This window comes from Enterobacter cloacae complex sp. BZL2005 (assembly GCF_049238885.1).
GTDB lineage: Bacteria > Pseudomonadota > Gammaproteobacteria > Enterobacterales > Enterobacteriaceae > Enterobacter > Enterobacter roggenkampii.
The window spans coordinates 14,762-39,121 of sequence record NZ_JBMKGI010000001.1; the positions used below are offsets into that span (position 1 = coordinate 14,762).

20 protein-coding genes and 1 other RNA gene are annotated in these 24,360 nt (G+C 57.2%); 7 read left to right on the plus strand and 14 right to left on the minus strand.

Annotation, left to right across the window (positions count from 1 at the left end; all coding sequences use genetic code 11):
* Positions 1–24: 24 nt before the first annotated feature.
* The 8 genes from sufE to ACOTXI_RS00125 all read right to left on the minus strand — a co-directional run bounded on the left by sufE (position 25) and on the right by ACOTXI_RS00125 (position 7,993).
* A complete protein-coding gene (gene sufE / locus ACOTXI_RS00090) occupies positions 25–441 on the minus strand; it encodes a cysteine desulfuration protein SufE (protein ID WP_008500626.1) in 417 nt (138 codons plus the stop codon).
* Positions 442–455: 14 nt separating this feature from the next.
* Positions 456–1,676 (minus strand): cysteine desulfurase SufS, encoded by a 1,221-nt coding sequence (gene sufS, locus ACOTXI_RS00095; protein WP_058654086.1) that lies wholly within the window; start codon positions 1,674–1,676, stop codon positions 456–458.
* The gene (gene sufD, locus ACOTXI_RS00100) at positions 1,673–2,944 is read right to left on the minus strand and encodes a Fe-S cluster assembly protein SufD (RefSeq protein WP_058654087.1); all 1,272 of its coding nucleotides are present in this window, start codon (positions 2,942–2,944) and stop codon (positions 1,673–1,675) included. The genes sufS and sufD overlap by 4 nt, the downstream gene beginning before the upstream one ends.
* The gene (gene sufC / locus ACOTXI_RS00105) at positions 2,919–3,665 is read right to left on the minus strand and encodes a Fe-S cluster assembly ATPase SufC (protein WP_008500629.1); all 747 of its coding nucleotides are present in this window, start codon (positions 3,663–3,665) and stop codon (positions 2,919–2,921) included. Before sufC ends, sufD begins: the two co-directional genes overlap by 26 nt.
* 9 nt (positions 3,666–3,674) lie before the next feature.
* On the minus strand, positions 3,675–5,165 hold the full coding sequence (gene sufB, locus ACOTXI_RS00110; RefSeq protein WP_008500630.1) for a Fe-S cluster assembly protein SufB: 1,491 nt from the start codon (positions 5,163–5,165) through the stop codon (positions 3,675–3,677).
* A gap of 8 nt (positions 5,166–5,173) precedes the next feature.
* Positions 5,174–5,542: a Fe-S cluster assembly scaffold SufA gene (gene sufA, locus ACOTXI_RS00115; protein WP_008500631.1), complete on the minus strand. Its 369-nt coding sequence runs from the start codon at positions 5,540–5,542 to the stop codon at positions 5,174–5,176.
* A gap of 313 nt (positions 5,543–5,855) precedes the next feature.
* Positions 5,856–6,584 (minus strand): MerR family transcriptional regulator, encoded by a 729-nt coding sequence (locus ACOTXI_RS00120; protein ID WP_008500632.1) that lies wholly within the window; start codon positions 6,582–6,584, stop codon positions 5,856–5,858.
* A gap of 188 nt (positions 6,585–6,772) precedes the next feature.
* On the minus strand, positions 6,773–7,993 hold the full coding sequence (locus ACOTXI_RS00125) for a diguanylate phosphodiesterase (RefSeq protein ID WP_025911631.1): 1,221 nt from the start codon (positions 7,991–7,993) through the stop codon (positions 6,773–6,775).
* 340 nt (positions 7,994–8,333) lie between these two features.
* On the opposite strand from ACOTXI_RS00125, the gene ycgZ reads away from it, so the two are divergent.
* The 5 genes from ycgZ to ACOTXI_RS00150 all read left to right on the plus strand — a co-directional run bounded on the left by ycgZ (position 8,334) and on the right by ACOTXI_RS00150 (position 12,308).
* Positions 8,334–8,573, plus strand: coding sequence for a regulatory protein YcgZ (ycgZ, locus tag ACOTXI_RS00130; protein ID WP_008500634.1), 240 nt, complete (start codon positions 8,334–8,336; stop codon positions 8,571–8,573).
* 4 nt (positions 8,574–8,577) lie between these two features.
* Positions 8,578–8,898, plus strand: a complete 321-nt coding sequence (locus ACOTXI_RS00135; RefSeq protein WP_049121378.1) for a hypothetical protein — start codon at positions 8,578–8,580, stop codon at positions 8,896–8,898.
* Between the two features lie 29 nt (positions 8,899–8,927).
* Positions 8,928–9,206, plus strand: coding sequence for a biofilm/acid-resistance regulator YmgB/AriR (locus ACOTXI_RS00140; RefSeq protein WP_008500635.1), 279 nt, complete (start codon positions 8,928–8,930; stop codon positions 9,204–9,206).
* Positions 9,207–9,396: 190 nt separating this feature from the next.
* Positions 9,397–11,547, plus strand: a complete 2,151-nt coding sequence (gene fdhF, locus ACOTXI_RS00145; protein WP_008500636.1) for a formate dehydrogenase subunit alpha — start codon at positions 9,397–9,399, stop codon at positions 11,545–11,547.
* Positions 11,548–11,678: 131 nt separating this feature from the next.
* Positions 11,679–12,308 (plus strand): helix-turn-helix domain-containing protein, encoded by a 630-nt coding sequence (locus ACOTXI_RS00150; RefSeq protein WP_025911639.1) that lies wholly within the window; start codon positions 11,679–11,681, stop codon positions 12,306–12,308.
* A gap of 50 nt (positions 12,309–12,358) precedes the next feature.
* Here ACOTXI_RS00150 and ACOTXI_RS00155 read toward each other — a convergent pair whose 3' ends face one another.
* From ACOTXI_RS00155 to ydiJ, 3 genes are all read right to left on the minus strand, one after another.
* Positions 12,359–12,553 (minus strand): YdiH family protein, encoded by a 195-nt coding sequence (locus ACOTXI_RS00155; RefSeq protein ID WP_003857766.1) that lies wholly within the window; start codon positions 12,551–12,553, stop codon positions 12,359–12,361.
* A gap of 85 nt (positions 12,554–12,638) precedes the next feature.
* On the minus strand, positions 12,639–13,049 hold the full coding sequence (gene menI / locus ACOTXI_RS00160) for a 1,4-dihydroxy-2-naphthoyl-CoA hydrolase (RefSeq protein WP_008500638.1): 411 nt from the start codon (positions 13,047–13,049) through the stop codon (positions 12,639–12,641).
* On the minus strand, positions 13,046–16,102 hold the full coding sequence (ydiJ, locus tag ACOTXI_RS00165) for a D-2-hydroxyglutarate dehydrogenase YdiJ (RefSeq protein WP_058654089.1): 3,057 nt from the start codon (positions 16,100–16,102) through the stop codon (positions 13,046–13,048). Before ydiJ ends, menI begins: the two co-directional genes overlap by 4 nt.
* 200 nt (positions 16,103–16,302) lie before the next feature.
* On the opposite strand from ydiJ, the gene ydiK reads away from it, so the two are divergent.
* Together ydiK and rprA are read left to right on the plus strand one after the other, a co-directional pair.
* A complete protein-coding gene (gene ydiK / locus ACOTXI_RS00170) occupies positions 16,303–17,418 on the plus strand; it encodes an AI-2E family transporter YdiK (RefSeq protein WP_021241100.1) in 1,116 nt (371 codons plus the stop codon).
* Between the two features lie 207 nt (positions 17,419–17,625).
* Positions 17,626–17,733, plus strand: an RNA gene (gene rprA, locus ACOTXI_RS00175) — antisense sRNA RprA.
* Between the two features lie 5 nt (positions 17,734–17,738).
* Here rprA and ACOTXI_RS00180 read toward each other — a convergent pair.
* The 3 genes from ACOTXI_RS00180 to ppsA form a co-directional block, all read right to left on the minus strand.
* On the minus strand, positions 17,739–20,114 hold the full coding sequence (locus tag ACOTXI_RS00180; RefSeq protein WP_058654090.1) for a glycoside hydrolase family 3 N-terminal domain-containing protein: 2,376 nt from the start codon (positions 20,112–20,114) through the stop codon (positions 17,739–17,741).
* Between the two features lie 3 nt (positions 20,115–20,117).
* Positions 20,118–21,518 carry an MFS transporter gene (locus ACOTXI_RS00185; RefSeq protein ID WP_058654091.1) on the minus strand — a complete coding sequence of 467 codons (1,401 nt, stop codon included), beginning with the start codon at positions 21,516–21,518 and terminating at the stop codon, positions 20,118–20,120.
* 234 nt (positions 21,519–21,752) lie between these two features.
* Positions 21,753–24,131, minus strand: coding sequence for a phosphoenolpyruvate synthase (gene ppsA, locus ACOTXI_RS00190; RefSeq protein ID WP_103786831.1), 2,379 nt, complete (start codon positions 24,129–24,131; stop codon positions 21,753–21,755).
* Positions 24,132–24,360 lie beyond the last annotated feature (229 nt).

The window sequence follows — 24,360 nt, forward strand, 5'->3', positions numbered from 1 at the left end:
CAGAATGAATGCTGTTCTGTAAGTCTAGCTAAGGATTGCAGCTTTGGCGCGGATGGCGCGAATCATCGCTTCCAGTCCCTGAGAGCGGGACGGGGTGAGGTGTTGGGTTAAGGCCATTTTTTCAAACCACGGACGAACATCGAACGCGACAATGTCCTGCGCCGACATCTGCTGGTAAAGGCTAAAGACGACCGCAATAAGCCCTTTTACAATCGCGGCGTCGCTGTCGCCGCGCAATTCGATCGTGCCATCATCCGACTGCGCCATCACAATCCACACCTGGCTCTGGCAGCCCTGAATACTGTTCTCAGGGCTGTGCGCCTCTTCACCGAGCGGCGGCAAACGCTGTCCCAGCTCGATGATATAGAGATACTTCTCTTCCCAGTTTGCGCAACGCGAGAAGTTGCGCAGTAATTTATCTTTGTCCGGCAGCTCTGCCATCTTTCGCCTCTCCGTTAGCCCAGCAGCTGATGAATGCGCTTCAGCCCCGCCACCAGCCTGTCGACCTCTTCCGTCGTGTTGTACATCACCAGCGATGCGCGGCACATTGCCGGTACCTGGTAAAACGCCATCAGCGGCATGGCGCAGTGGTGCCCGGTGCGGACCGCCACGCCGTAGTTATCGAGGAAACTGCCCACGTCATAGGCATGGTGTTTCCCAAGATTAAACGCGATTACCCCTTGCCGATCGGCAGGCCCGTAGAGGGTCAAATCCGGCACGCTGGCAAGCTCTGCAAGCGCGTAGTGCATCAGCAGCTGTTCATACTCCTGAATGGCATCAAGACCGATGGCAGAGACGTAAGAGACCGCCGCCCCCAGCCCGATAATGCCCCCGGTGTTGGGCGTGCCCGCCTCAAAACGCCACGGGGCGCGCGCGTAGGTTGTGCCTTCCGTCAGGCTAACGGTGGCGATCATCGACCCGCCCCCTTCCCACGGCGGCATCGCCTGCAGGATCTCTTCTTTCACATACAGCACGCCAATCCCGGTCGGCCCGTAGAGCTTGTGGCCTGAAAAGACGTAGAAATCACACTCCAGCGCCTGGACGTCAACCGCGTGGTGCATTACCGCCTGAGCGCCGTCAATCAGGACCTTTGCGCCCGCCTGATGGGCCTTCTCGACGATCACTGCCACCGGGTTTTCTGTCCCCAGCACGTTGGAGACCTGGGTAACCGCCACCAGCCGCGTGCGGTCGTCCAGCAAGAGGTCAAGCTGCTCAAGCTGAAGCGTCCCGTCAGCGTTTAGCGGGATCACCCGCAGCTGGGCGCCCACGCGCTCGCAGAGCATCTGCCACGGCACGATATTGGCGTGGTGCTCCATCTGGGTGATGATGATGTTATCCCCCGCGTGGACCTGCGCGTTGCCCCAGCTGTTAGCGACAAGGTTGATCCCTTCGGTGGTCCCGCGAACAAAGACCAGTTCTTCCGGCGAGCGGGCGTTAAGGAAGGCAGCAAGCTGCGTGCGCACGTTTTCCATCCGCTGGGTCGCCTCGGCGCTCAGGGTATGGATACCACGATGCACGGCGGCATAGCCGTGGCGATAGAACTCGGCTTCGGCATCCACCACCTGATTCGGCTTCTGCGCGCTGGCCGCGCTGTCCAGGTAGGCCAGCGGCAGACCGTTTACTTCGCGGGTCAGAACCGGGAAATCTGCCCGTACTTTTTCGACGGGAAAACTCATGCTTCGCCTCCAGGCAGGCGCTGACCGATCCGATCCAGCACCTGCAGTTTTAACTGACCATCGTGCAGCGCTTCCGTCAGTTCGGCGGCAAACGCGAAGATAATCATTTTCTGCGCCGCCTGCTGGTCGATGCCGCGCGAGCGCAGGTAGAACATCTGCTCGTCGTCGATTCGCCCGACCGTCGCACCGTGGCTGCATTTCACGTCGTCGGCGTAGATCTCCAGCTGCGGCTTGGTGTCCACCTCCGCCAGGCGGCCTAACAGCAGATTATTGTTGGTCATCTGCCCGTCGGTTTTGATGGCGTGCTGCGCCACGTTAATCAGGCCGTTAAACACCGCGCGCCCTTTATCACTGACGATGGTTTTGTGCAGCTGGCGGCTGTTGCAGTAGCCTTTGTTGTGCTCCAGCCACGTGCGCGTGTCACACACTTCCGATTTAACCGGCATCGCCAGGCTGTTGATGCGCAGCGTGGTGTTTTCACCGTTAAGCTGCGTGCTGGTGTTGTGGCGCAGCACCGCCCCGCCGAGCAGGAAGCTGTGGCTGTACGCGGCGGCATCCTGTCCCAGGACAATATCGTTATGGGCAAAGTGGTGGCTCTGCGCATTCTCAAACGCCAGCTTGATGTGGTGTAGCTGGGCATTCGCCGCCACGTTCATCGTCAGTCGCGACCCGGTAAAGTGACGTGTCTCATTGAGGCTGACGTAGTGCTCGATTACCGTGGCCTCCGCCCCCTCCGCCAGCTCAAGATGGTGGCGATAGTGCGCGGTATTGATTTCGTCACCGTCCAGACCCTGAGTGATGTGCATCAGCAGCAGCGGTTTGGCCGGACGCTGGTTACGCTTCACGCCGATATGCGTCACGCTGCGGGCCAGGCTTTCGGTCAGGTGCAGAAAGACCTCAGGCTGAACCGGGGCGCTCAGGCGCTGGCGATCGTCGTTTATCTCAATCTCAAAGCCGCTCTCCTGGAGCGTGTCGCTCAGCTCAGGGCGGAACTGACCGTCGACAAACACCAGGCGCACGGCATCCACGCCCACTGCCAGCGCGTCACGCTGTGCAGGCGTGAGATCCGCCAGGCGGGTCACAAACTCGGCGTTCAGCAAGCCATCAAGCGGGGTGTACTTCCAGTTCTCATGCTTACGCGTCGGCAGGCCAAGACGCAGCATCTGCTGCAGATGCTGTTGCGCCTGCTCGGAGCGCGTGCCGCCCTGGGCCTCAAACAGCCGGTGCCACTGCTGGAGCGCATTACTGCTGTTCGGTAAGCCAGCCATAACCCTGCTCCTCCAGTTGTTTAACCAGCGTGAAATCACCGGATTTCACAATGCGTCCCTGGTAAAGCACGTGGACGTAATCCGGCTTGATGTAGTCCAGAATGCGCTGGTAGTGGGTGACGATAATAAACGAGCGCTTGCCGTCGCGCAGGGCGTTCACCCCGTCGGCGACAATCTTCAGGGCGTCGATATCCAGACCGGAGTCGGTCTCATCCAGAATGCACAGCTCGGGCTCCAGCACCGCCATCTGCAAAATGTCGTTACGCTTTTTCTCACCGCCGGAAAAACCGACGTTCACCGAGCGGGTGAGCAAATCTTCCGGCATTTTCAGCAGCTTGATTTTCTCTTCCATTAAATCCTGGAAGTCGAAGCGGTCGAGCGCCTCCAGCCCACGGTATTTCCGCACCGCGTTGAGCGCGGTTTGCAGGAAGAACTGGTTGCTGACGCCGGGGATTTCTACCGGATACTGGAAGGCCATAAAGATGCCCTCGCCCGCGCGGTCTTCCGGCGACATCTCCAGCAGATCTTTGCCGTTAAATTCGACCGAGCCGTGGGTCACCTCATAATCTTCGCGTCCCGCCAGCGTCGCAGAAAGCGTACTTTTCCCGGAACCGTTCGGCCCCATGATGGCGTGGACTTCGCCCGGCTTGACGTCAAAATTGAGGCCACGCAGGATGGCTTTATCTTCTACGCTGACCTGTAAATCTTTAATGCTTAACATGTGCTTTCCTTAACCGACGCTGTGTTCAAGACTGATGGCGAGGAGTTTCTGGGCTTCAACGGCAAATTCCAGCGGCAGTTCAGAGAACACGTCCTTACAGAAGCCGTTTACGATCATCGAGATGGCATCCTCTTCGCTGATCCCGCGCTGCAGGCAGTAGAAGAGCTGATCTTCCCCAATCCGTGACGTGGTCGCCTCGTGCTCCAGCTGGGCCGTGTTATTACGGCATTCGACGTATGGGAAGGTATGCGCCCCGCAGTCTGCGCCAATCAGCATCGAGTCACACTGGGTGAAGTTTCGCGCATTGGTCGCCGTCGGCATGATTTTCACCAGCCCGCGATAGCTGTTCTGGCTGTGTCCGGCGGAGATACCTTTCGAGATAATGGTCGACCTGGTGTTTTTACCAATGTGGATCATCTTGGTGCCGGTGTCCGCCTGCTGATGGCCGCTGGTAAGCGCCACCGAGTAAAACTCGCCGATGGAGTTATCCCCGCGCAGGATGCAGCTCGGGTATTTCCAGGTGATGGCCGAGCCGGTTTCGGACTGGGTCCACGACATCTTGCTGTTTTCGCCTTCGCACAGCGCACGCTTGGTCACGAAGTTCAGGATGCCGCCGGTATTGCCGTCGCCCGGGAACCAGTTTTGCACCGTCGAGTATTTCACCTCGGCGTCTTTATGGATGATGACCTCCACCACCGCCGCGTGCAGCTGATAGCTGTCGCGCACAGGTGCGGAACACCCTTCGATATAGCTGACGTAGCTGCCTTCATCCGCGACCAGAATGGTACGTTCGAACTGGCCGGTTTTTTCGGCATTAATACGGAAATAGGTGGAAAGCTCCATTGGACAGCGCACGCCTTTCGGCACGTAAATAAAGGTACCGTCCGAGGCCACCGCCGCGTTAAGCGCCGCAAAGAAGTTATCGTTAGAGGGAACCACGGTTCCGATGTACTTTTTCACCAGTTCAGGATGATCGTGAATCGCTTCGCCGAAGGAGCAGAAAATGATCCCCTGCTCTGCCAGCTTCTCGCGGTAGGTGGTAGCCACCGAGACCGAGTCAAAGATAGCGTCCACCGCCACCTCTTTCCCTTCGCGCACCGGTACGCCCAGCTGGTTAAACGCCTCTTCTACCTCTTTGCTGAGGAAACTGTTCTCCGCGCCGGTTTGCTGCACCGCGCCGGGCTGCGAGGCGCAGGTATCATCGCAGCTGCCGCAGGAGGGCGCGGAGTAGTAGCTGTAATCCTGATAATTAAGCTTATCGTAGTGGGCTTTCAGCCAGTGCGGCTCTTCCATCTCCAGCCAGGCGCGGTAGGCGCTCAGGCGAAACTCCAGCATCCACTCGGGCTCGTTACGTTTCGCCGAGATCGCCCGCACGACATCTTCATTGATGCCTTTTGCCAGCTCATCGGTCTGCAGCTGGGTGAAGAACCCCTCTTTATAGTTGAGGTGCCCGCCGCTCCAGGTATTTACTTCACTCGTTGCTTCAGTATTACGAGACATAGTTCCGCCTATACCCCAAAGCTTTCGCCGCAGCCGCATTCGTTCTGGGCTTTCGGGTTATGAAATTTGAATAACTGGTTTAAGCCTTCGCGGACGTAGTCCACTTCGGTGCCGTCGATAAAGGGCATGGCCTGCAGCGCGACGTACAGTTTTGCGCCGTCGGTCTCGAACACCAGGTCATCTTTCTCGGGTTCGGTGACGGTATCAAGCACGTAACCGAAACCTGCGCAGCCGGTCTGTTTGACACCTAAACGCACGCCGAGGATCTCGGGCTTTTTCGCCACCAGCTCGTGAATATGTGCCGCCGCCGCTGGCGTGAGCGTTAACCCGCGCCAGGCGAAATCGGCAGGATTAAAGGTTTCTGAATGCAGTTCCATAGGTCCACCTCATCTGATAAGCCATCAGGGCATAACACCATGTTAGTGATAACGATTATCACTTCAACCCTCTGTCAGCAGGGGCATTCGGCTAAACCGCCCTTTTTGCCTACTTTTATTAAGCATAGACCCTATGGCAGGATGCAGGCAGGATGGATTTAATTGTTCAATGCATTGATTAATAATGCATTTCGTTGTGGCATTTGGGCAGGAGAGGAGAAACGTAAAATATGCATTGGAAATGCCTATTTTTGAGATAGCTTTTGCGTGGAAAGTGACAAAAATAAAAAAAGGCCCTCAAGGCCTCTTACACTTAATGATGAAATGAGACAGCAAACCCCTGTTCACGCCAGTGGTCGAGCTGTTCCTGCTGTCGAGGCGTTGGCGATTTCCCCGTCCAGACGAAGATTTTTTGCCCCGGGAACAGTTCAGGACGCGGCGAATCAATCGGTTCTGCCAGGACGTCGATGTGCCAGCCCTTCTGCGCTAAGCGCGCGGCTTCGAGCCACAGATGGGTGCGGTCATCGCACTCCCAGCCGATCAGGAGAGCGTCTTTACCGGCTTTCTTACGGGACTCCGCCAGGCTTGCAATCGCGAATTCAATCAGGACTCCGTCTAACAGGCTCGCCATGTGTCGCACGGTATTTTGGTCCTGGTTCATCCGCTGCCGGACGGGAGAAATGATATTGTCAATCAGGGAATCTATCGGGTGATCGCGGCGGAACTCACCAATTTTGGCGCGCAGCTTTGCCGGGCTGGCGTAGCGCAGAACGGTCATCATCTCTTCCTGGAACGAGACCCAGTTGCCCTGAGTCAACACTTCCTTGTTTTCCAGCAAGGCTTTTACTTTCCCGACCGAAACGCCGCTCTTCATCAGGCGTTTGATCTCTTCTATACGCAGGATATCTTCATCGTCAAACTGACGATGGCCCCCTTCGCTGCGCTGCGGCTTCAACAATCCATAACGGCGCTGCCAGGCACGCAGCGTAACGGGGTTGATACCGCATCGTTCGGCCACTTCGCCGATACTGTAATAGGCCATTAACTCCCTCACGCTCAGAACTTCCATACCTAACTGCACCAACCTTATCAGATTGTACAAACCATTTGTATAACTAAGACCGCATTTTGAACGGGTGAATGGCTTACCACCCCATCCACCTGTTAATACATTGTTGTATAAAATTTACCGTTCGTACAGTAACGTCTGCCAGATTGTGTACAGCTTTATCACAATTCGAACTTTTTCTCCGGCCAGGCAATGGCTGGAATCCCGCCGTGCCGGGGGCTGGCAAAAAGATGCCCCTGGAACTGGGAAATTCCCGCAGATTCCAGCCACATCCACTCTTCTGCCTTCTCTACCCCCACCGCGCAGAACTGGATTTCAAGCGAGGAACAGCATTTGATGATCGCCTGAATGATGGCCTGTCGGGGGCCACTTTTATGCACGTTCGCGACCAGATCGCGATTAATCTTAATTCTGTCAGGCTGGAAGTGGGCCAGCAGCTGCAGCCCGGCAAAACCGGCACCAAAGTGATCGATCGTCACGCTGATACCCGCGCTTTTTAACTGCCTGACCGAATCCGTGAATTCATCAAAACGGGAAATGGCTTCGCTCTCGGTGAACTCCACCACGATTTGCTCAGGTACAAACCCGTTTGCTTCAATCGCGGTGAGCAGAAAATCCACGGCGTTGGGAATGTTAACCAGCGTCATAGGCAGCAGGTTCAGGGATAACGTCTGGTCCTGTAACCCCAGCGCGCTGGCCATAGACAGAGCCACCTGCTTGCTCTGCAAATCAGAGGTGTACACTTCCTCCTGCGGAAGGCTGGCGAAATAGGCCCCCGGCGAGTCGCCGGACGGGGTGCGGAGAAGCGCCTCCCAGGAGACAACCTGCTGCATAAACGGATCGACTATCGGCTGGAACGCGAAGCTGCAATCCGCCCCTTTCGCGACCACCTCAGGCTGTGCGGACAAACGCGTCTCTTCGCGTACGAAATCCCATGTATCCGCAGGCGGCAGTTCAAAATAGTTCGCTTTTTCCGTGGCCTCGACAAAGGTGCGGAAAAACTGCAGAGGGCGATCGTTATAGGCCAGCTGGTAGCGTGTCGTCCCCTTATTAAGTATCTGCTGCAGCACCTCGTCCCGGTCGAAGTGGCGCAAATCAAAAAGCTCCATACCCACGTTGCCAAAACGCCGGACAGGGCCGTGATCGCGCATTAACTCGACCACGTTATGGTGGCGCGGGTCGTTGCAGATCTGCTCATAGATAGCCGAAACGTGCTCAACCGGCCCTTCCAGCAGTTGAAAAAAATGTGTGCCGTTAAACAGCAGGATCCCCGTGACATTGGATTGCCGATTTTTACGATTTGCAGCAGCGACCATTGCTTCCAGCGCTTTCACTGGAACGTCCTCGCAGATATGACTGCGGTAAATGATGGTTGTGAGCATGCTATTCCTGGGGGGTTAGGGTTTTGGCCACAAAAGACGTGGGGAATGTTTATTTATAGCACATTAATTGCCTGACAAATAATTTACATCTCAACCATTTACGGCAGTTAATGAGACCGTTTGACTCGGCTGTACAACTTACCAGCACCTGCGCTTTTTGTACAATATATCCTGCACTCACCCCCCATCACAACGCCAACCCAACGTAATGAAAAATAAATGATTTATAAAATATATCGTAAAAAATCTAAAAATCTGTACATTTTAGATGTACAGATTTGGAAATTGTGTATACCTTAAATGTAACGTTACTGATTACAAAATTTTACAGGAGCGAAACATGCAGCAGAAAGGTTACGTCGCAGATTCCGCAGCAGCAATCGCACAGTACTTCGAAAAAGCCGCGCTTCCGACCCAACAGGAAACGCTGGGCCAGGTGGTTGTTGAAATTCTCAGCGACGGGCGAAACCTTAATCGCAAATCGCTTTGTACAAAATTGCTCAGCCGCCTCGAAAAGGCCGATGGGCCGGAAGAGGAAGAGCATTACCACATGCTGCTTGGTCTGCTCTTCGAACGGTAAGGATATGAATCGCAGTAACGCAGACCGACTGATAGACCAGCTTATCGGTGAAGCCGTTCTCTGTCTTCTGAAAGAGCGGGGGCCGGTGACAACAGAAGGCTTGCTACAGCGTCTGCGGGTCATGAAAGAACATGAAAAGGATCCCCAGCGGCGGGAGACACTTGCGATGGTGATTGCCGAGATCGGCTCAAACAGCATCGCCTTTACACGTCGCAGAACCGCGCAAGGACGATCAAAAAGAGAGGGATCTCTCAACGATAACCGAGACAATGTAGTGCCGTTATTTGGAAGTGGAAAACCGTCCGATCCCAAAAAAATACATTGACTGCAATTTAACAGCTACGGTGAGAACAAATGAGACAAAATATTCAGCTTCAACCCGAATATCACTCTGCTTTTTTAGACAGTGCGCTGGCGGAGTATTTCCGCCATGCAGGCGATCGTTTTGCTGAAGAGTCCGCTATTTTTTCTACTGCAGTACGCTGTGTTCTGGCCTCCGAAGGTCATCTTTCCAATAAAGCGATCATCCTCTGGCTCATTCAGACGCTGGAATCCACCAACGACGTGGTTCAGGCGGATGTGATTCGTAAGACGCTGGAAATCGTGGTGGGTTACACCATGGACGATCTCTGAATTCCTGCTCGCCGCGCCCCCTAACGTGTCATCGTCAAAACTGACGATCGGCCTGACGATGACACGCGCCCTCCCCCATAACACCCTGTAATTCACGCAAAGCCAACCTGGCACGCTTTCTGCTTATCTCCGCATACGGGACTGGTTTTTCCAGTCAACTTTGCTTCATTTCTTAACAGGTCTGTTATTGATGAAAAAGATCGCCAGCGTCTGCCCGTACTGCGGTGCAGGCTGTAAATTGAACCTTGTCGTTGAAAATAACCGTATCATCCGTGCCGAAGCGGCAGAGGGGGTCACAAACCAGGGCACCTTATGTCTGAAAGGGTTTTACGGCTGGGACTTCCTCAACGACACCCGTCTTCTCACCCCCCGCCTTACCCAGCCCATGATCCGCTACCGCAAAGGCGAAGCCTTCACCCCCGTTACCTGGGAAGAGGCGATCCGCTACACCGCCCACAGGCTCAGCAGCATTAAAGCGCAGCACGGGCCGCGGTCGATCATGACCACCGGCTCCTCTCGCGGCACCGGCAATGAAACCAACTACGTGATGCAAAAGTTTGCCCGCGCGGTGCTGAACACCAACAACGTGGACTGCTGTGCGCGCGTCTGTCATGGCCCGTCCGTCGCCGGTTTACAGGAAACGCTCGGTAACGGCGCGATGAGCAACTCCATTAACGATATTGAAAACTCAAAATGCCTGCTGGTCTTTGGCTATAACTGCGCGGACTCCCACCCTATCGTTGCCCGCCGCGTGCTGAAAGCGCGTGAAAACGGCGCAAAAATTATTGTCTGCGATCCGCGCCGTATTGAAACGGCGCGTATTGCCGACCAACATCTTCAGCTGAAAAACGGCAGCAACATGGCGCTGGTGAACGCCTTTGGCTATGTGCTGCTGGAAGAGGAGCTGTACGACAAAAGCTACGTGGCGCGTTTTACGGAGGGGCTTGAGGCCTACCGGCAAACGGTAAAAGACTATGCGCCCGAGAAGGTCGAACATCTTACCGGCATCCCCGCCCGTGATGTTCGCCAGGCGATGCGCACCTTTGCGGCGGCTCCTTCCGCTACCGTGATGTGGGGAATGGGTGTGACCCAGTTTGGTCAGGCCGTTGATGTGGTCAAAGGGCTTTCCAGCCTGGCGCTGCTGACCGGGAATCTCGGTCGCCCCGCCGTCGGCGTCGGGCCGGTGCGCGGTCAGAACAACGTCCAGGGTGCCTGCGATATGGGCGTCCTGCCGAATATGTTCCCCGGCTATCAGGATGTGACCGACCCGGCGGTCCGGCAGAAGTTCGCCGATGCCTGGGGAATTGATGTCAATAAAATGGACGATCGCGTCGGGACGCGCATTACCGAAGTGCCGCATCTTGCGCTGGAAGGCAAGGTCAAAGCCTATTACATCATGGGAGAAGATCCGCTCCAGACGGAAGCCGATCTCGGCCTGGTGCGCAGCGGTTTTGAAGCGCTCGATTTTGTCGTGGTTCAGGACATCTTTATGACCAAAACGGCAGAGGTGGCGGACGTTCTGCTTCCGGCTACCTCATGGGGTGAACATGGCGGCGTCTTTACCTGTGCCGATCGCGGCTTCCAGCGTTTTGGCAAAGCCATTGAAGCCAGCGGCAACGTGAAGCGCGACTGGGAGATCATCAGCCTGCTCGCCACCGAGATGGGCTACCCGATGCATTATGACTCCAACCAGCAGATCTGGGACGAGATGCGCGAGCTGTGCCCGCTCTTCTACGGCGTGACGTATGAAAAAATGGGCGAGATGGGTCACGTTCAATGGCCGTGCCCGACGCTGGATCATCCCGGTACGCCGTACCTGTACAAAGATAATCAGTTCGATACCCCGAGCGGTAAAGGGCAGCTCTTTGCCGCACCGTGGCGCGCGCCGGCGGAAACTCCGGATGCGGATTTCCCGCTGGTGCTCTGTACGGTCCGCGAGGTGGGCCACTACTCCTGCCGCTCCATGACCGGGAACTGTGCCGCGCTGCAAAGCCTGGCCGACGAGCCGGGTCGGGTGCAAATGAACCCTGCCGATGCGGACAAGCTGGGCATTACCGACGGACAGCTGGTCTGGGTGCGCTCCCGCCGGGGGAAAGTAATTTCCCGCGCAAGCATCAGCGAGCGCATCAACGCCGGGGCCGTTTATATGACCTATCAGTGGTGGATTGGCGCCTGCAACGAGCTAACCCAGGATAACCTCGATCCCATCTCCAAAACCCCGGAAACGAAGTACTGCGCGGTGCAGCTGGAGGCGATTGAGGACCAGCGCTGGGCGGAGGACTATGCCGCATCGGCGTATCAGTCCATGAAGTCGCGGCTGATAAGTGCGGCGAACGTCTGAGGAAAATGCCGGGTGCCGTAACCGCCACCCGGCAATCGCGTACGGTATCATGCAATAACAAGCAACTCGCTTACCCGTCCCAATGAGAAGCGCTATAATTAGCCAGGTTTTTTTTAAGGCTGTCGGCAACCATGTCCCTTCCAGAAAAGTCTCAGCGGGGTTCTCCCCACGCGCAAGCGCTTATTTCACACCTGTTACCTGATTGCACAACGCGACATACCGCCCGCGGCGAGCGGCTGGACCTGCAGGTCAATGGTCAGGGCATGTGCTATTTAATTCTTGAAGGAACCATCGCCGTCTACAGAAGAAGCGATAACATGATGCTGTCTACGGCCCGTAGCCCTGCTGTTTTCGGCCTCGCTAACCTCACTGATATCTATTTTAGTGATTATCTTAAGACCGTCAGCCCGTGCCTGATCGGGACGATCACCACAGAAAGGGTGAATGCCATTATTAAAGAGAAGGCGCTTTGGGGACTGCTCTCTCAACAGCTCATGTATGTGTATAGCCGTCTCTATAACAACGTGATGCCGCAGGGCGCGCCAACGGCGTATGAGATGATTCGCCAGCAGTTGATGAAGCTGACGGAGGAAGAGGAGGGTTATCGGCTCAGCGTGACGGCGGAGAAGTATATCAGGGAGAAAACCCACCTCTCCCGCAGCGGCGTGATGCGCATTCTGGCGGATTTGAAAACCGGCGGATTTATCGAAATGGAAGAAGGCAGGCTTATCAAAATCAACAAGCTCCCCGCTAAATACTGAATCTCAGGCACAAAAAAGGCCGCAGTTGCGGCCTTTTCAACATGACTCTCTCAATGGACGTGAACGCCCAACCGCCAGGCAAAGTAGATCTCTTCTTTCAGCTCATTCGAAGAGAGCGCCAGCAAATCTGTAAATTCCAGCTCAAGCTGTTTCAGCTTTTTCAGGTACTGCGCCGGGGACAGATTGCTCTTATCGCGACGTAAATATTCAATTGCCAGCTGTGTTGGGGTTATTTCAGTATCCATGATGTCCTCGCTTATGTACAAAACCTGACCAGTATATCACAACCCTCTGGCTAGTTTTTGACCAAAGGCAAAACATCTGAAAACTTTACACAACCGCTGTCGTCAACCTTGAAGAGCAGCACAGGCGATCCTGCTCGTCGAGAATGTCAATCTGCCACACCTGGTGGCGACTGCCGGCGTGCAGCGCGCGGCACACGCCGCGCACGCGCCCGCTGCGTACCGAGCGGATATGATTAGCATTCACCTCGAGTCCGACCACCTTCTGCTCCCCTTCGGTACAGAGATACCCCGCCACCGAGCCCAGGGTTTCGGCCAGCACGACGGACGCCCCGCCGTGCAATAAACCAAACGGCTGATGGGTGCGATGATCGACAGGCATGGTGGCCTCAATGTCATCGTCGCCAATGCGGGTGAACTGGATATCCAGCAGCCCCACCATATTCCCCTCGCCCATGGCGTTCAGCGCCTGCAGCGTCACGGCACGTTTCCAGATCATCCAATTATCTCCAGTAAAGCCTGCAATGGGTGGCGTACACCGTTACCCTCTACCCGTTTCACCTGGCTGCGGCAGGAGTATCCCGTCGCCAGACAGCGGTTTCGCGGCAAGCGCTGCATCGCCTGATGCCAGGACAGCTCATAAATGCCGAGCGAGTTGGCGTGGTTTTTCACTTCGTGTCCGTACGTGCCGGCCATACCGCAGCAGCCCACGCTAACGCTCTCCAGCTTCGCGCCGAAGCGGGCAAAGACGGACGCCCACTGCGCGGGGGCGCCAGGCAGCGCGGTGACTTCCGTGCAGTGTCCGAACAGATACCACGGCTCACCGCTGACGTCCTGAACCGCTTTGTCTTCCAGGGCCGTCGGCAGCCACTCGTGCACCAGCATGACGTGGAAATCACCGCGCTTATCGCCCAGCGTCTGCCTGTATTCATCGCGGTAGCACAGCACCAGCGCCGGGTCGACGCCGACCATCGGTATCCCGAGTTGCGCCACGCGGTTTAAGAAGTCAGATGTTTTCTGCGCGGTCTTCGCAAAGCGCGTCAGGAAGCCTTTAATGTGCTGCGCCTTGCCGTTGGGCGAGAACGGCAGCACAACTGGCTGATAGCCCAGCTTTTCCGACAGGCGGATGAAGTCCGCAACCACCTGGGCATCGTAGTAGCTGGTAAACGGATCCTGCACCACCAGCACCACCTTCGCTTTTTGCTCGGGCGTGAGCGCCTCCAGCTGCTCCAGGGTCATGTTCGCCGAACGATGCCCGACGAGCTGGCGCTGCAGAGACGGCACCGACAGCAGCGGCAGATCGACCATGCCGATATGCTTTTCGGAAAGCTTGCGCACCAGCGGCTGGTTGATAAAGAAGTTGAAGGTCTTCGGCGCGCGCGCCATCAACGGCGCATAGCTCTCTACCGTCGCCACCAGATGGTCGCGCACCGGACGCAGATAGCGCGTGTGGTAAAGCTGCAGGAAGCGCGAGCGGAATTCCGGGACGTCGATTTTAATCGGGCACTGGGTCGAGCAGGCTTTACAGGCCAGACAGCCGGACATCGCCTCTTTCACCTCATGGGAGAAATCATACTCGCCCTTGTTGGCATGCCAGCTGTTGCGGGTGCGCTCAATCAGCGAGCGCAGGCTGGCCCGTTTATCGGGCAGCTCCTGCTCAAGCCTGAGAGGATCGACGCCACGGTCCGCCAGCAGACGCAGCCACTCGCGCACCAGCGTCGCCCGCCCCTTCGGCGAATGAATACGGTTGCTGGTGATTTTCATCGACGGGCACATCGGGCTTTTCACGTCAAAGTTAAAGCACAGGCCGTTGCCGTTGCACTCCATCGCGCCGCGCCAGGAGGAGCGCACCGCAATCGGGATCTGTCTGTCGTAGGTGCCGCGCTTGACGGCATCCACCTGCAGCATGGGGGCGTCCACGCCTTCTGGCGGGCAGATTTTACCCGGGTTGAGGCGGTTATGCGGGTCGAAAGCCGCTTTCACCTTGCGCAGCTCCGCATAGAGCTGTTCGCCGAAGAACGCCGGGCTGTATTCTGCGCGGAACCCTTTCCCGTGCTCGCCCCACAGCAGACCGCCGTATTTAGCGGTTAAGGCCACCACGTCGTCGGAGATCTGCTTCATCAGGATCTCCTGCTGAGGGTCGCACATATCCAGCGCCGGACGCACGTGCAGCACCCCGGCATCGACGTGGCCAAACATGCCGTAGCTCAGGCCGTGGCTGTCCAGCAGGGCGCGAAACTCGACGATATAATCCGCCAGATGCTCAGGCGGCACGCAGGTATCTTCGGCAAAAGGAATGGGCTTCGCGGCCCCTTTCGCATTGCCGAGCAGACCCACGGCTTTTTTACGCATCGCATAGATACGCTCAATCCCGGCCAGATCGTTACAGAGTTGCCAGCCGATCACGCCGCCTTCGCCCTGCGCAATCCGTTCATCCAGTCGCTGGCAGAGCGTGGTGACCTGACGCTCAATCAGCGCCGCGTCGTCGCCAGCAAATTCCACGATGTTAAGACCGAGCATCTCTTTGTCCGGCACGTCGGTAATGAGATCGCTGACGGAGTGCCAGACAATATCTTCCCGGGCCAGGTTGAGCACTTTGGAGTCGACCGTCTCAACCGACAGCGCTTTCGCCTCCACCATAAACGGCGCATTGCGCAGGGCGGAGTCGAAAGAGTCATATTTGACGTTCACCAGACGACGCACCTTCGGCAGGCGGGTGATATCCAGCCGCGCCTCGGTGATAAACGCCAGCGTCCCTTCGGAACCGGTGAGCACGCGGGTTAAATCGAACTGGGTCAGGTCGTCGTTAAAGACGTGGCGCAGGTCGTAGCCCGTTAAGAAGCGGTTCAGTTTGGGGAATTTGTCGAGAATAAGCTGGCGGTTGTCGCGGCAGCGCTCCAGCACGGTACGGTAGATGCGTCCGCTGGCGGTGTTATCTTTCCCCAGCGTTTCCGCCAGTTCGACCGGCATCGGCTGCGTATCGAGAATATCGCCGCCCAGCAGAACGGCCCGCACGCCCAGCACATGATCGGAGGTTTTGCCGTAGACCAGCGAGCCCTGACCGGAGGCATCCGTGTTGATCATCCCGCCGAGGGTCGCGCGGTTACTGGTGGAAAGTTCCGGGGCAAAAAAGTAGCCGTAAGGCTTGAGGTACTGGTTAAGCTGATCTTTGATAACGCCCGCTTCGACCCGCACCCACCCCTCTTCCGGGTTGATCTCAATGATGCGGTTCATATAGCGCGACATATCAACAATAATGCCCTGGTTCAGCGCCTGACCGTTGGTCCCGGTGCCGCCGCCGCGCGGCGTAAAGACCAGCGAGGCAAAGCGCTCCTGCGTGGCGAGCCGGGCAATCAGCGCCACGTCGGCCGTAGAACGAGGGAAAACGACGGCATCGGGAAGAAGCTGGTAAATACTGTTATCGGTTGCCATCGTCAGCCTGTCGGCATAGTTCGTGGCGGTATCACCTGTAAAACCCTGTTGCTCCAGTGCCTGCAAAAAATTAAGCACCAGCTGAACGACGCCGGGTGCCTGGGAAATCTGTGGGATCATGACTGTCGACCCTAATTAGAGTAATGTGAAATCGTTTGCGTTGTGTCCGGAAAGTTTTATCACATTTTTTTCTTATGTGCTTCGTAGAATTACGGGCAAAATCCGCCTGTCAAAAACCGCTGAGATCATTAATGATTAAAGAGATGCGGTTTTCCGTTCCCGCCAGCCGCGCTGGCGTTCTTTTAAGGAAAGTTTCATTTATGGTCAATCTTCGCCAGCCCAGGGATGTTGCGCAAATTTTGCTGTCGGTGCTGTTCCTGGCCCTCATGATCATTGCGTGTCTGTGGATTGTTCAACCCTTTATTCTTGGCTTCGCCTGGGCCGCGACCGTTGTCGTTGCCACGTGGCCTCTGCTGCTGCGCTTGCAGAAGCTGCTGTTCGGCCGCCGCGGGTTAGCGGTGCTGGTCATGACGCTGCTGCTGTTCCTGCTGTTTATTATTCCCATTGCGCTGCTGGTAAACAGTCTCGTCGACTCCAGCGGCCCGGTGATTCGCGCCGTGACCAGCGGCGATCTCACGCTGCCGGATCTCGCCTGGCTGAACAGCATTCCGGTCGTGGGCGCCAAGCTCTACAGCGGCTGGCACAGCCTGCTGGAGATGGGCGGCAGCGCGCTGATGGCAAAAGTGCGCCCGTATATTGGCACCACCACCACCTGGTTTGTGGGTCAGGCGGCGCATATTGGCCGCTTTATGATGCACTGTACCCTGATGCTGCTCTTCAGCGCCCTGCTTTACTGGCGCGGTGAGCAGGTGGCTTTGGGCGTTCGTCACTTTGCCACCCGCCTGGCGGGCAAACGTGGTGACGCTGCGGTACTGCTGGCGGCGCAGGCCGTACGCGCGGTAGCGCTGGGCGTGGTGGTCACCGCGCTGGTGCAGGCGGTGCTGGGCGGTATTGGTCTGGCGATTTCCGGCGTACCGTATGCCACGATATTCACCGTTGTCATGCTGATGACCTGTCTTGCACAACTGGGGCCGCTGCTGGTGCTGGTGCCCTGCATTATCTGGCTCTACTGGACGGGAGATACCACGTGGGGAACGGTGCTGCTGGTCTGGAGCTGCGTGGTCGGCACCATGGATAACGTCATTCGCCCGATTCTCATCCGCATGGGCGCAGACCTGCCGCTGATCCTGATCCTCTCCGGGGTGATTGGCGGCTTGATTGCCTTCGGCATGATTGGCCTGTTTATCGGCCCGGTGCTGCTCGCCGTTACCTGGCGTCTGTTCTCCGCCTGGGTGCATGAAATTCCGCCGCCGGGAACCGACCCGGACGTGATTTTGAGCGAACTGGAAGAGCTGGAAGAGAAGAACACGCATTAAGTTTTTGCCGGGTGGCGCTAACGCTTACCCGGCCTACATTCCCCCACCCAATACTTTAACGCTGCTAAAGTATTTATTCGTTGCACACTGGTCAGACCCGCAATTTCTGCACTCAATTTGCTCATAACCTCAAGAAATCTTTATATCTCTTTAACTATTGAGACGAATCCGATCGACGCTAAAAGCGTACATGCCTACTATTAGCACACGGTTATAAATCAACACCTTGATTTATAAGCATGGAAATCCCCTGAGTGAAACAACGAATTGCTGTGTGTAGTCTTTGCCCATCTCCCACGATGGGCTTTTTTTTATCCTGACTACGCGCGCGTAACCTCACAGGTACTGAGCATCCGCCACTCGGCAGGCAGCACCCGCGTTTCCCCGGTCACATTGACCGTCACCACCTGGCGGATATCCGCCGACGATGCGCCAACCTGCAGTTCAAACTCGCCCGGCTCAACGATGCGTTTCCCGTCGCGACGGGTGAAGTTGAACATCTCCACCGGCAGCGTAAAGCTGAGCGTGGCGGTTTCGCCCGGCGAGAGCGTGACGCGCTGGAAGGCCTTCAGCTCCTGGAGCGGCCGAACCTGGGTGGCGACCTTATCCCTGACGTAAACCTGCACCACCTCGCTGCCGCTGCGCTCTCCGGTATTGGTGATATCCACGCTCAGCGTCACCTCGCCGTCGACCGGCACGCTGCTTGCAGCGACGCGGGCAGCATTCCAGCGAAACGTCGTCCAGCCGAGGCCGAAGCCAAACGGATAACGTGAACCGAAGTGGAACGCAAACGGCGTGCCCCCGCTCTTGAGCTTGTGATTGTAGTAATACGGCATGGCCCCGGCGCTTTTCGGCACGCTCACCACCAGACGGCCCTGCGGCTCTGCCCGTCCCGTTAACACGTCCGCGATCGCCCAGCCCCCCTCCTGCCCTGGCGCCCACGCCACGATCAGCGCGGCCACCTTGTCCTCCAGGCCCTGAAGAGTGTAAGGACGCCCGCCGGTCATCACGACAATCACCGGCTTGCCCGTCGCCACCATCGCCTCCAGCAGCTGCTGCTGAACACCCGGCAGATTCAGGGAATCGGTGTCGGAACCTTCCCCCACGGTACCGCTCTGGAACAGCCCGGCGAGATCGCCCACGCAGGCCACCACCACGTCACTCTCCTGCGCGGCATTGACCGCCTCGGGGATAAGGGCGGTGCTTTGCGACACGGGAGACTGCTGCATCGGTTTACCGCCGCTGTCGCCCGGGAAGACCGGCGCACCCGCCATACGTTTCTCAATGATGTGACACCCTTTGGCGTAGCGCACGTTCGATGCACCCAGGTACTGCTCCAGCACCGCGCGCGGGGTCGTTACCTGCGAGGTCTCTTCAACCATATCGCTGATGATCAGATGCACCGGGAAGCTGTAGCCGCTGAGCAACGCCAGCGGATCGTCTGCCGTCGGCCCCACCACCGCCACGCGGGGCTTACCGCCGAGCGGTAAAATACCGTTGTTTTCCAGCAGCGTGACCGATTTCGTCGCCACCTCCCGCGCGACCTGGCGGGTCGTCTCATTTTGCAGAACGATACCGTTTTCATCCGCATACGGCTGTTCAAACAGACCGAGACGGAATTTTTCGGTCAGCACACGGCCCACAATCTCATCCACTTTGGCCATAGAGATCAGCCCGCGCTCAACGGCGTCTGCCAGATGCCGCGCGCAGTCATCTTTCGGCAGCTCGACGTCCAGCCCGGCGTTGAACGCCAGCGCGGCGGATTCGGCCGCATCGTGGGAAATGCCGTGATGCTGGTGCAGCAGGCTGACGCCGCCGTAATCCGCGACAATAATGCCGTCGAAGCCCCACTGTTCGCGCAGGACGGTGGTCAGCAGGAAGCTGTCGCTGTGCCCCGGCTGGTTATCGATGTCGTGGTAGGCGGGCATGACCGAACCGGCGTTTGCCAGCTTCACTGCCATTTCAAACGGCAGCAGGAAGGTGTCGTTCAGCTCACTAAAGCCCAGATGTACCGGCGCATGGTTGCGCGCCCCTTCGCTGAACGAGTGGCCCACGTAGTGCTTGAGCGTCGCCAGCAGGTCGCGCTTATCGCCCTGCAAGCCCTTCACGTAGGCGGTCGCCATCACCCCCACCAGCCACGGATCTTCCCCGAAGGTCTCTTCGGTTCGCCCCCAGCGCACGTCGCGGGAAACGTCCAGCACCGGCGCCAGCCCCTGCTGGCAGCCGACGGATCGCGCCTCTTTGCCAATCTGCTGTGCCGCGCGCTGCACCAGCTCCGGATCCCAGGTCGAACCGTAGTTCAGCGACGACGGGAACAGCGTGGCGTCTTTGCACAGCAGCCCCACCAGGCACTCTTCATGGAACAGGGCCGGAATGCCGAGGCGCGTCTCCTCCATCATCATGCGCTGCAGGCGGTTAGCGGCGCGCACGCCAGTTTTCGCGTCAACGATATGGGTACCCAGCGGACGGGTGATCTGCCCGACGCCCAGCTTCAGCCGTTCGCTCAGTGCAGCCTGCTCGCTCACGCCAGCGAATTCGTCGCTCAGATCGCTGCGCTCGCGGTGGTTGCCGTTTTCATCGAGGATCAGCCAGTACGCATGCATCTGGGCGAACTTCTCTTCCGGGGTCATACGCGCCAGTAAATCGGCGACGCGCTCGTGCACGGGACGTCCCGCGTCCTTATAGATAGCTGTCATGTTTTACTCCTGTAGTGCGGAAGGGGTTGCCGGGCTGAGCTGCCCCGCGTCGGGTCTCACCTCACGCTTGCTGGCCAGCTCCCGGGCGATGGAATCCACCAGCCGACTGTTAAGCTTGTAGATTGAAAGCAGCGCGACCATGCAGAGGAACAGCGCGCAAGGGATAAGGGTGAACAGGGCGTTGATCGTAGAGAGCACGTGCGGCGCCTGGGCTGCCTGTCCCGGGGCGTAATCCACCATGCCAAGCACCCAGCCGACGACCGCCCCACCCAGCGCCAGCCCAAATTTGATGGCAAACAGCGCGGTAGAGAAAACCAGCCCGTCCAGGCGGCGGCCGCTGCGATGCTCTTCGTAATCGACCACATCGGAGAACATGGTCCACTGCAGCGGCGTGGTGAGGTTTTGCACAAAGCTAAAGACAATGTTGAGGCCAAAAATCAGCCACACCTGCGAAGGCGGCAGGAAGAAAATCAGCGCCCCGAAAATGACGAAGGAAATAATGGTCCACTGGTAGGCGCGCACGCGGTCAAATTTCCCCAGCAGCCGTTCAGATAATAATGCGCCGCTTAAGGAGGCGACCATTCCGGAAACAATAAAGGCAAAAACCAGCTCCGGGCGCAACAGCACATAGTTCACGTAATACATGGTGGCGGAACCGCGCGTTACCACCGCCGTTAACAGCAAAATATTAAACAGGAAAACAATGCGCCACTGGCTGTTTCCGGCCAGCAGTTTTAAATCGGTGAGCATCGAGCCGGAAGTATCACTGCGCGGAGAATAACGCTCGCGGGTCATCAGGAAGCAGCAGAAAAACAGCACAATGCCCAGCAGCCCCATCAGGCTCATGGCGTAGAAATAGCCTTTCTGCACGTTGCCCTGGCCTAACAGTGAGACCAGCGGCAGGGCAATCACCGTCACAATCAACCCGCCGATAAACGACAGGCCAAAGCGCCACGACTGCAGGGAGTGACGCTCGCGGGGATCCAGCGTCAGCGCACCGGGCATGGCGCAGTAAGGCACGTTAATCGCGGAGTAAATCAGGCTTAAGATCGCGTAGGTCAGGCAGGCATAAACGATTTTCGCCGTCGGCCCTACGTCCGGTACATAGAAAGTAATGAGGCAGCTCACGCCAAACGGAATGGCGAACCACAGCAGCCAGGGACGGAAACGGCCGTGGCGCGTTTGAGTGCGATCCACCAGCGCGCCAATGCACGGGTCGACAAACGCATCGACCACGCGCACCACTAAAAACATGGTGCCCATGATTGCGGCGGGCAGCCCAAAAACGTCCGTATAGAAATAGGCGAGAAATAACGTTGCCGTTTGCCAGACCAGCGCGCTGGCCATATCACCTAAGCCATAACCTATTTTATCTTTGGTACGCAATACAGAGGAGAGTGTCATTGTTATTTGCCTTTTTATCAGGTTAAAACGTATTTCAACCAGTTGCGCATCATCTGAAGGGAAATGCGCATGTAAGGCTCAAGTATTAGCAACGGTTTGCGCGCTAACAATTGTCTAAATTGACAGGCAAATTATGATATTTAGTTTTTTACTTTATTTGTGATGGGGAGCATATTCGGGCGGAAATAAAAAAGGCGAGGAATAATATCCTCGCCTTTTCGGGTCAGCGTGGCGTTACTTGTTCAGTTCCGCCAGGCTCAGCCAGGTTTGCACCACGGTGTCCGGGTTCAGGGACAGGCTATCGATCCCCTCCTCCATGAGCCAGGCGGCAAAGTCTTCATGGTCGGATGGCCCCTGACCACAAATCCCGACGTATTTGCCCTGCTTCTTCGCCGCGCGGATGGACAGGGAGAGCAATGCTTTTACCGCCTCGTTGCGCTCATCGAACAGCTCGGAGACCACGCCGGAGTCGCGGTCAAGACCCAGCGTCAGCTGCGTCATGTCGTTCGAACCGATAGAGAAGCCGTCGAAGTGCTCCAGGAACTGCTCGGCCAGCAGGGCGTTGGACGGGATTTCGCACATCATGATGATCTTCAGCCCGTTCTCGCCGCGCTTCAGACCCTGACGCGCCAGCTCGTCAACAACCGCTTTCGCCTGATCGACGGTACGCACGAACGGGATCATGATTTCGACGTTGGTCAGCCCCATGTCGTTGCGCACGCGCTTCACCGCCTCACACTCCAGCGCGAAGCAGTCGCGGAAGCTGTCGGACACGTAGCGTCCGGCCCCGCGGAAGCCCAGCATCGGGTTCTCTTCTTCCGGCTCGTAGCGCTCGCCGCCGACCAGGTTGGCGTATTCGTTAGACTTAAAATCAGACAGACGCACAATCACGCGTTTCGGATAGAAAGCGGCACCCAGCGTCGCGATCCCTTCGGTCAGACGGCCGACGTAGAACTCTTTCGGCGAGTCGTAGCCTTTCATCATCTCGCGGATTTCGTTCTGCAGCTTCGGCTCCTGGTCGTCAAACTCCAGCAGCGCACGCGGGTGAACGCCGATCATACGGTTGATGATAAATTCCAGACGCGCCAGGCCTACGCCTTCGTTCGGCAGGCAGGCGAAGTCGAACGCACGGTCCGGGTTACCGACGTTCATCATGATCTTCAGCGGCAGATCCGGCATGGTATCCACGCTGGAGCTCTTCACGCTGAAGTCGAGAATATCGGCATACACGTAGCCGGTATCACCTTCGGCACAGGAGACGGTCACGTTCTGCCCGTCCTTCATGCGCTCGGTGGCGTCACCGCAGCCGACAACCGCCGGAATCCCCAGCTCGCGGGCAATGATCGCCGCATGACAGGTACGCCCGCCGCGGTTGGTGACGATAGCCGCCGCTTTCTTCATGATCGGTTCCCAGTCCGGGTCGGTCATGTCGGTCACCAGCACGTCGCCTGGCTCAATGCGGTTCATCTCGCTGATGTCGTGGATCACTTTGACCGGACCGGCACCGATGCGGTGACCGATGGCACGGCCTTCCGCCACGATTTTGCCCTGGGCGTGCAGCGTATAACGCTCCATTACCTGACCGCGTGAGCGGACGGTTTCCGGACGCGCCTGCACGATAAACAGCTTGCCGGTATTCCCGTCTTTCGCCCATTCGATATCCATCGGACGGCCGTAGTGTTTTTCGATCTGCACCGCCTGCTTCGCCAGCTCCTGCACTTCGGCGTTGGTCAGGGAGAAGCGGTCGCGCTGCTCCTGCGGTACATCTTCAATTTTGACCTGCTTGCCATGCTCCTGGGTCGGGGCATAGATCATGCGGATTTTTTTCGAGCCCATGGTGCGGCGCACCACCGCCGGGCGGCCAGCGGCCAGCGTAGGCTTGTGAACGTAGAATTCGTCAGGGTTTACCGCACCCTGCACGACCATCTCACCCAGCCCCCACGCGGAGGTGATGAACACCACCTGGTCGAAGCCGGATTCGGTATCAATGGAGAACATCACGCCGGATGAGCCCACGTCCGAGCGCACCATGCGCTGCACGCCAGCGGAGAGCGCCACGCCGCGATGGTCGTAGCCCTGATGCACGCGATAGGAGATGGCGCGGTCGTTGAACAGGGAAGCAAACACGTGCTTCACCGCCACCAGCACCGCATCGTAACCCTGGACGTTCAGGAAGGTTTCCTGCTGCCCGGCAAACGAGGCGTCCGGCATGTCTTCTGCGGTGGCGGAGGAGCGCACGGCAAACGAGGCCTGCGCATCGTCAGCGGAGAGCTGGTTGTACGCGTCGTGAATGGCTTTTTCCAGTTCCGGCTGGAAAGGTGTGTCGATGATCCACTGGCGGATCTGCGCCCCGGCTTTGGCAAGCTCGGTCACGTCATCAATATCCGTTTTATCCAGCAGGTCGTAAATGCGCTGGTTAACACCGCTCTGGTCTAAAAACAGGTTAAAGGCATCGGCGGTGGTGGCAAACCCGTTCGGTACGGAGACACCCATACCCGACAGGTTTGTAATCATTTCACCCAGGGAGGCATTTTTGCCCCCAACTCTGTCTACATCATTCATGCCGAGTTGGTTATACCAAAGCACCAGCGGTGACGAGCCATTGTTGGACATCGAAACAATCCTTTTGTGATATTTGATCGGAGTAAGAAACACCTGACTACGTATTTATACTGGCATAATTATTTCCGCTAAAAAAACGGTGAATCGTGTAAGCAATTTAAATTTTCAACTTTTCGGATACTTTCCCATCAACGATTAACCCGATGATTCCTCTATATTCAGCCAGAAACCCCAAAAATAAAGTCGCTATTTGAAAAATGAAATCCACTTTTCAGGAAAA

What these genes read in the sequence shown, in the direction of transcription:
- sufE (WP_008500626.1), bottom strand. Translation starts at nt 441, where the DNA reads ATGGCAGAGCTGCCGGACAAAGATAAATTACTGCGCAACTTCTCGCGT.
- sufS (WP_058654086.1), bottom strand. Translation starts at nt 1,676, where the DNA reads ATGAGTTTTCCCGTCGAAAAAGTACGGGCAGATTTCCCGGTTCTGACC.
- sufD (WP_058654087.1), bottom strand. Translation starts at nt 2,944, where the DNA reads ATGGCTGGCTTACCGAACAGCAGTAATGCGCTCCAGCAGTGGCACCGG.
- sufC (WP_008500629.1), bottom strand. Translation starts at nt 3,665, where the DNA reads ATGTTAAGCATTAAAGATTTACAGGTCAGCGTAGAAGATAAAGCCATC.
- sufB (WP_008500630.1), bottom strand. Translation starts at nt 5,165, where the DNA reads ATGTCTCGTAATACTGAAGCAACGAGTGAAGTAAATACCTGGAGCGGC.
- sufA (WP_008500631.1), bottom strand. Translation starts at nt 5,542, where the DNA reads ATGGAACTGCATTCAGAAACCTTTAATCCTGCCGATTTCGCCTGGCGC.
- ACOTXI_RS00120 (WP_008500632.1), bottom strand. Translation starts at nt 6,584, where the DNA reads ATGGCCTATTACAGTATCGGCGAAGTGGCCGAACGATGCGGTATCAAC.
- ACOTXI_RS00125 (WP_025911631.1), bottom strand. Translation starts at nt 7,993, where the DNA reads ATGCTCACAACCATCATTTACCGCAGTCATATCTGCGAGGACGTTCCA.
- ycgZ (WP_008500634.1), top strand. Translation starts at nt 8,334, where the DNA reads ATGCAGCAGAAAGGTTACGTCGCAGATTCCGCAGCAGCAATCGCACAG.
- ACOTXI_RS00135 (WP_049121378.1), top strand. Translation starts at nt 8,578, where the DNA reads ATGAATCGCAGTAACGCAGACCGACTGATAGACCAGCTTATCGGTGAA.
- ACOTXI_RS00140 (WP_008500635.1), top strand. Translation starts at nt 8,928, where the DNA reads ATGAGACAAAATATTCAGCTTCAACCCGAATATCACTCTGCTTTTTTA.
- fdhF (WP_008500636.1), top strand. Translation starts at nt 9,397, where the DNA reads ATGAAAAAGATCGCCAGCGTCTGCCCGTACTGCGGTGCAGGCTGTAAA.
- ACOTXI_RS00150 (WP_025911639.1), top strand. Translation starts at nt 11,679, where the DNA reads ATGTCCCTTCCAGAAAAGTCTCAGCGGGGTTCTCCCCACGCGCAAGCG.
- ACOTXI_RS00155 (WP_003857766.1), bottom strand. Translation starts at nt 12,553, where the DNA reads ATGGATACTGAAATAACCCCAACACAGCTGGCAATTGAATATTTACGT.
- menI (WP_008500638.1), bottom strand. Translation starts at nt 13,049, where the DNA reads ATGATCTGGAAACGTGCCGTGACGCTGCAGGCGCTGAACGCCATGGGC.
- ydiJ (WP_058654089.1), bottom strand. Translation starts at nt 16,102, where the DNA reads ATGATCCCACAGATTTCCCAGGCACCCGGCGTCGTTCAGCTGGTGCTT.
- ydiK (WP_021241100.1), top strand. Translation starts at nt 16,303, where the DNA reads ATGGTCAATCTTCGCCAGCCCAGGGATGTTGCGCAAATTTTGCTGTCG.
- ACOTXI_RS00180 (WP_058654090.1), bottom strand. Translation starts at nt 20,114, where the DNA reads ATGACAGCTATCTATAAGGACGCGGGACGTCCCGTGCACGAGCGCGTC.
- ACOTXI_RS00185 (WP_058654091.1), bottom strand. Translation starts at nt 21,518, where the DNA reads ATGACACTCTCCTCTGTATTGCGTACCAAAGATAAAATAGGTTATGGC.
- ppsA (WP_103786831.1), bottom strand. Translation starts at nt 24,131, where the DNA reads ATGTCCAACAATGGCTCGTCACCGCTGGTGCTTTGGTATAACCAACTC.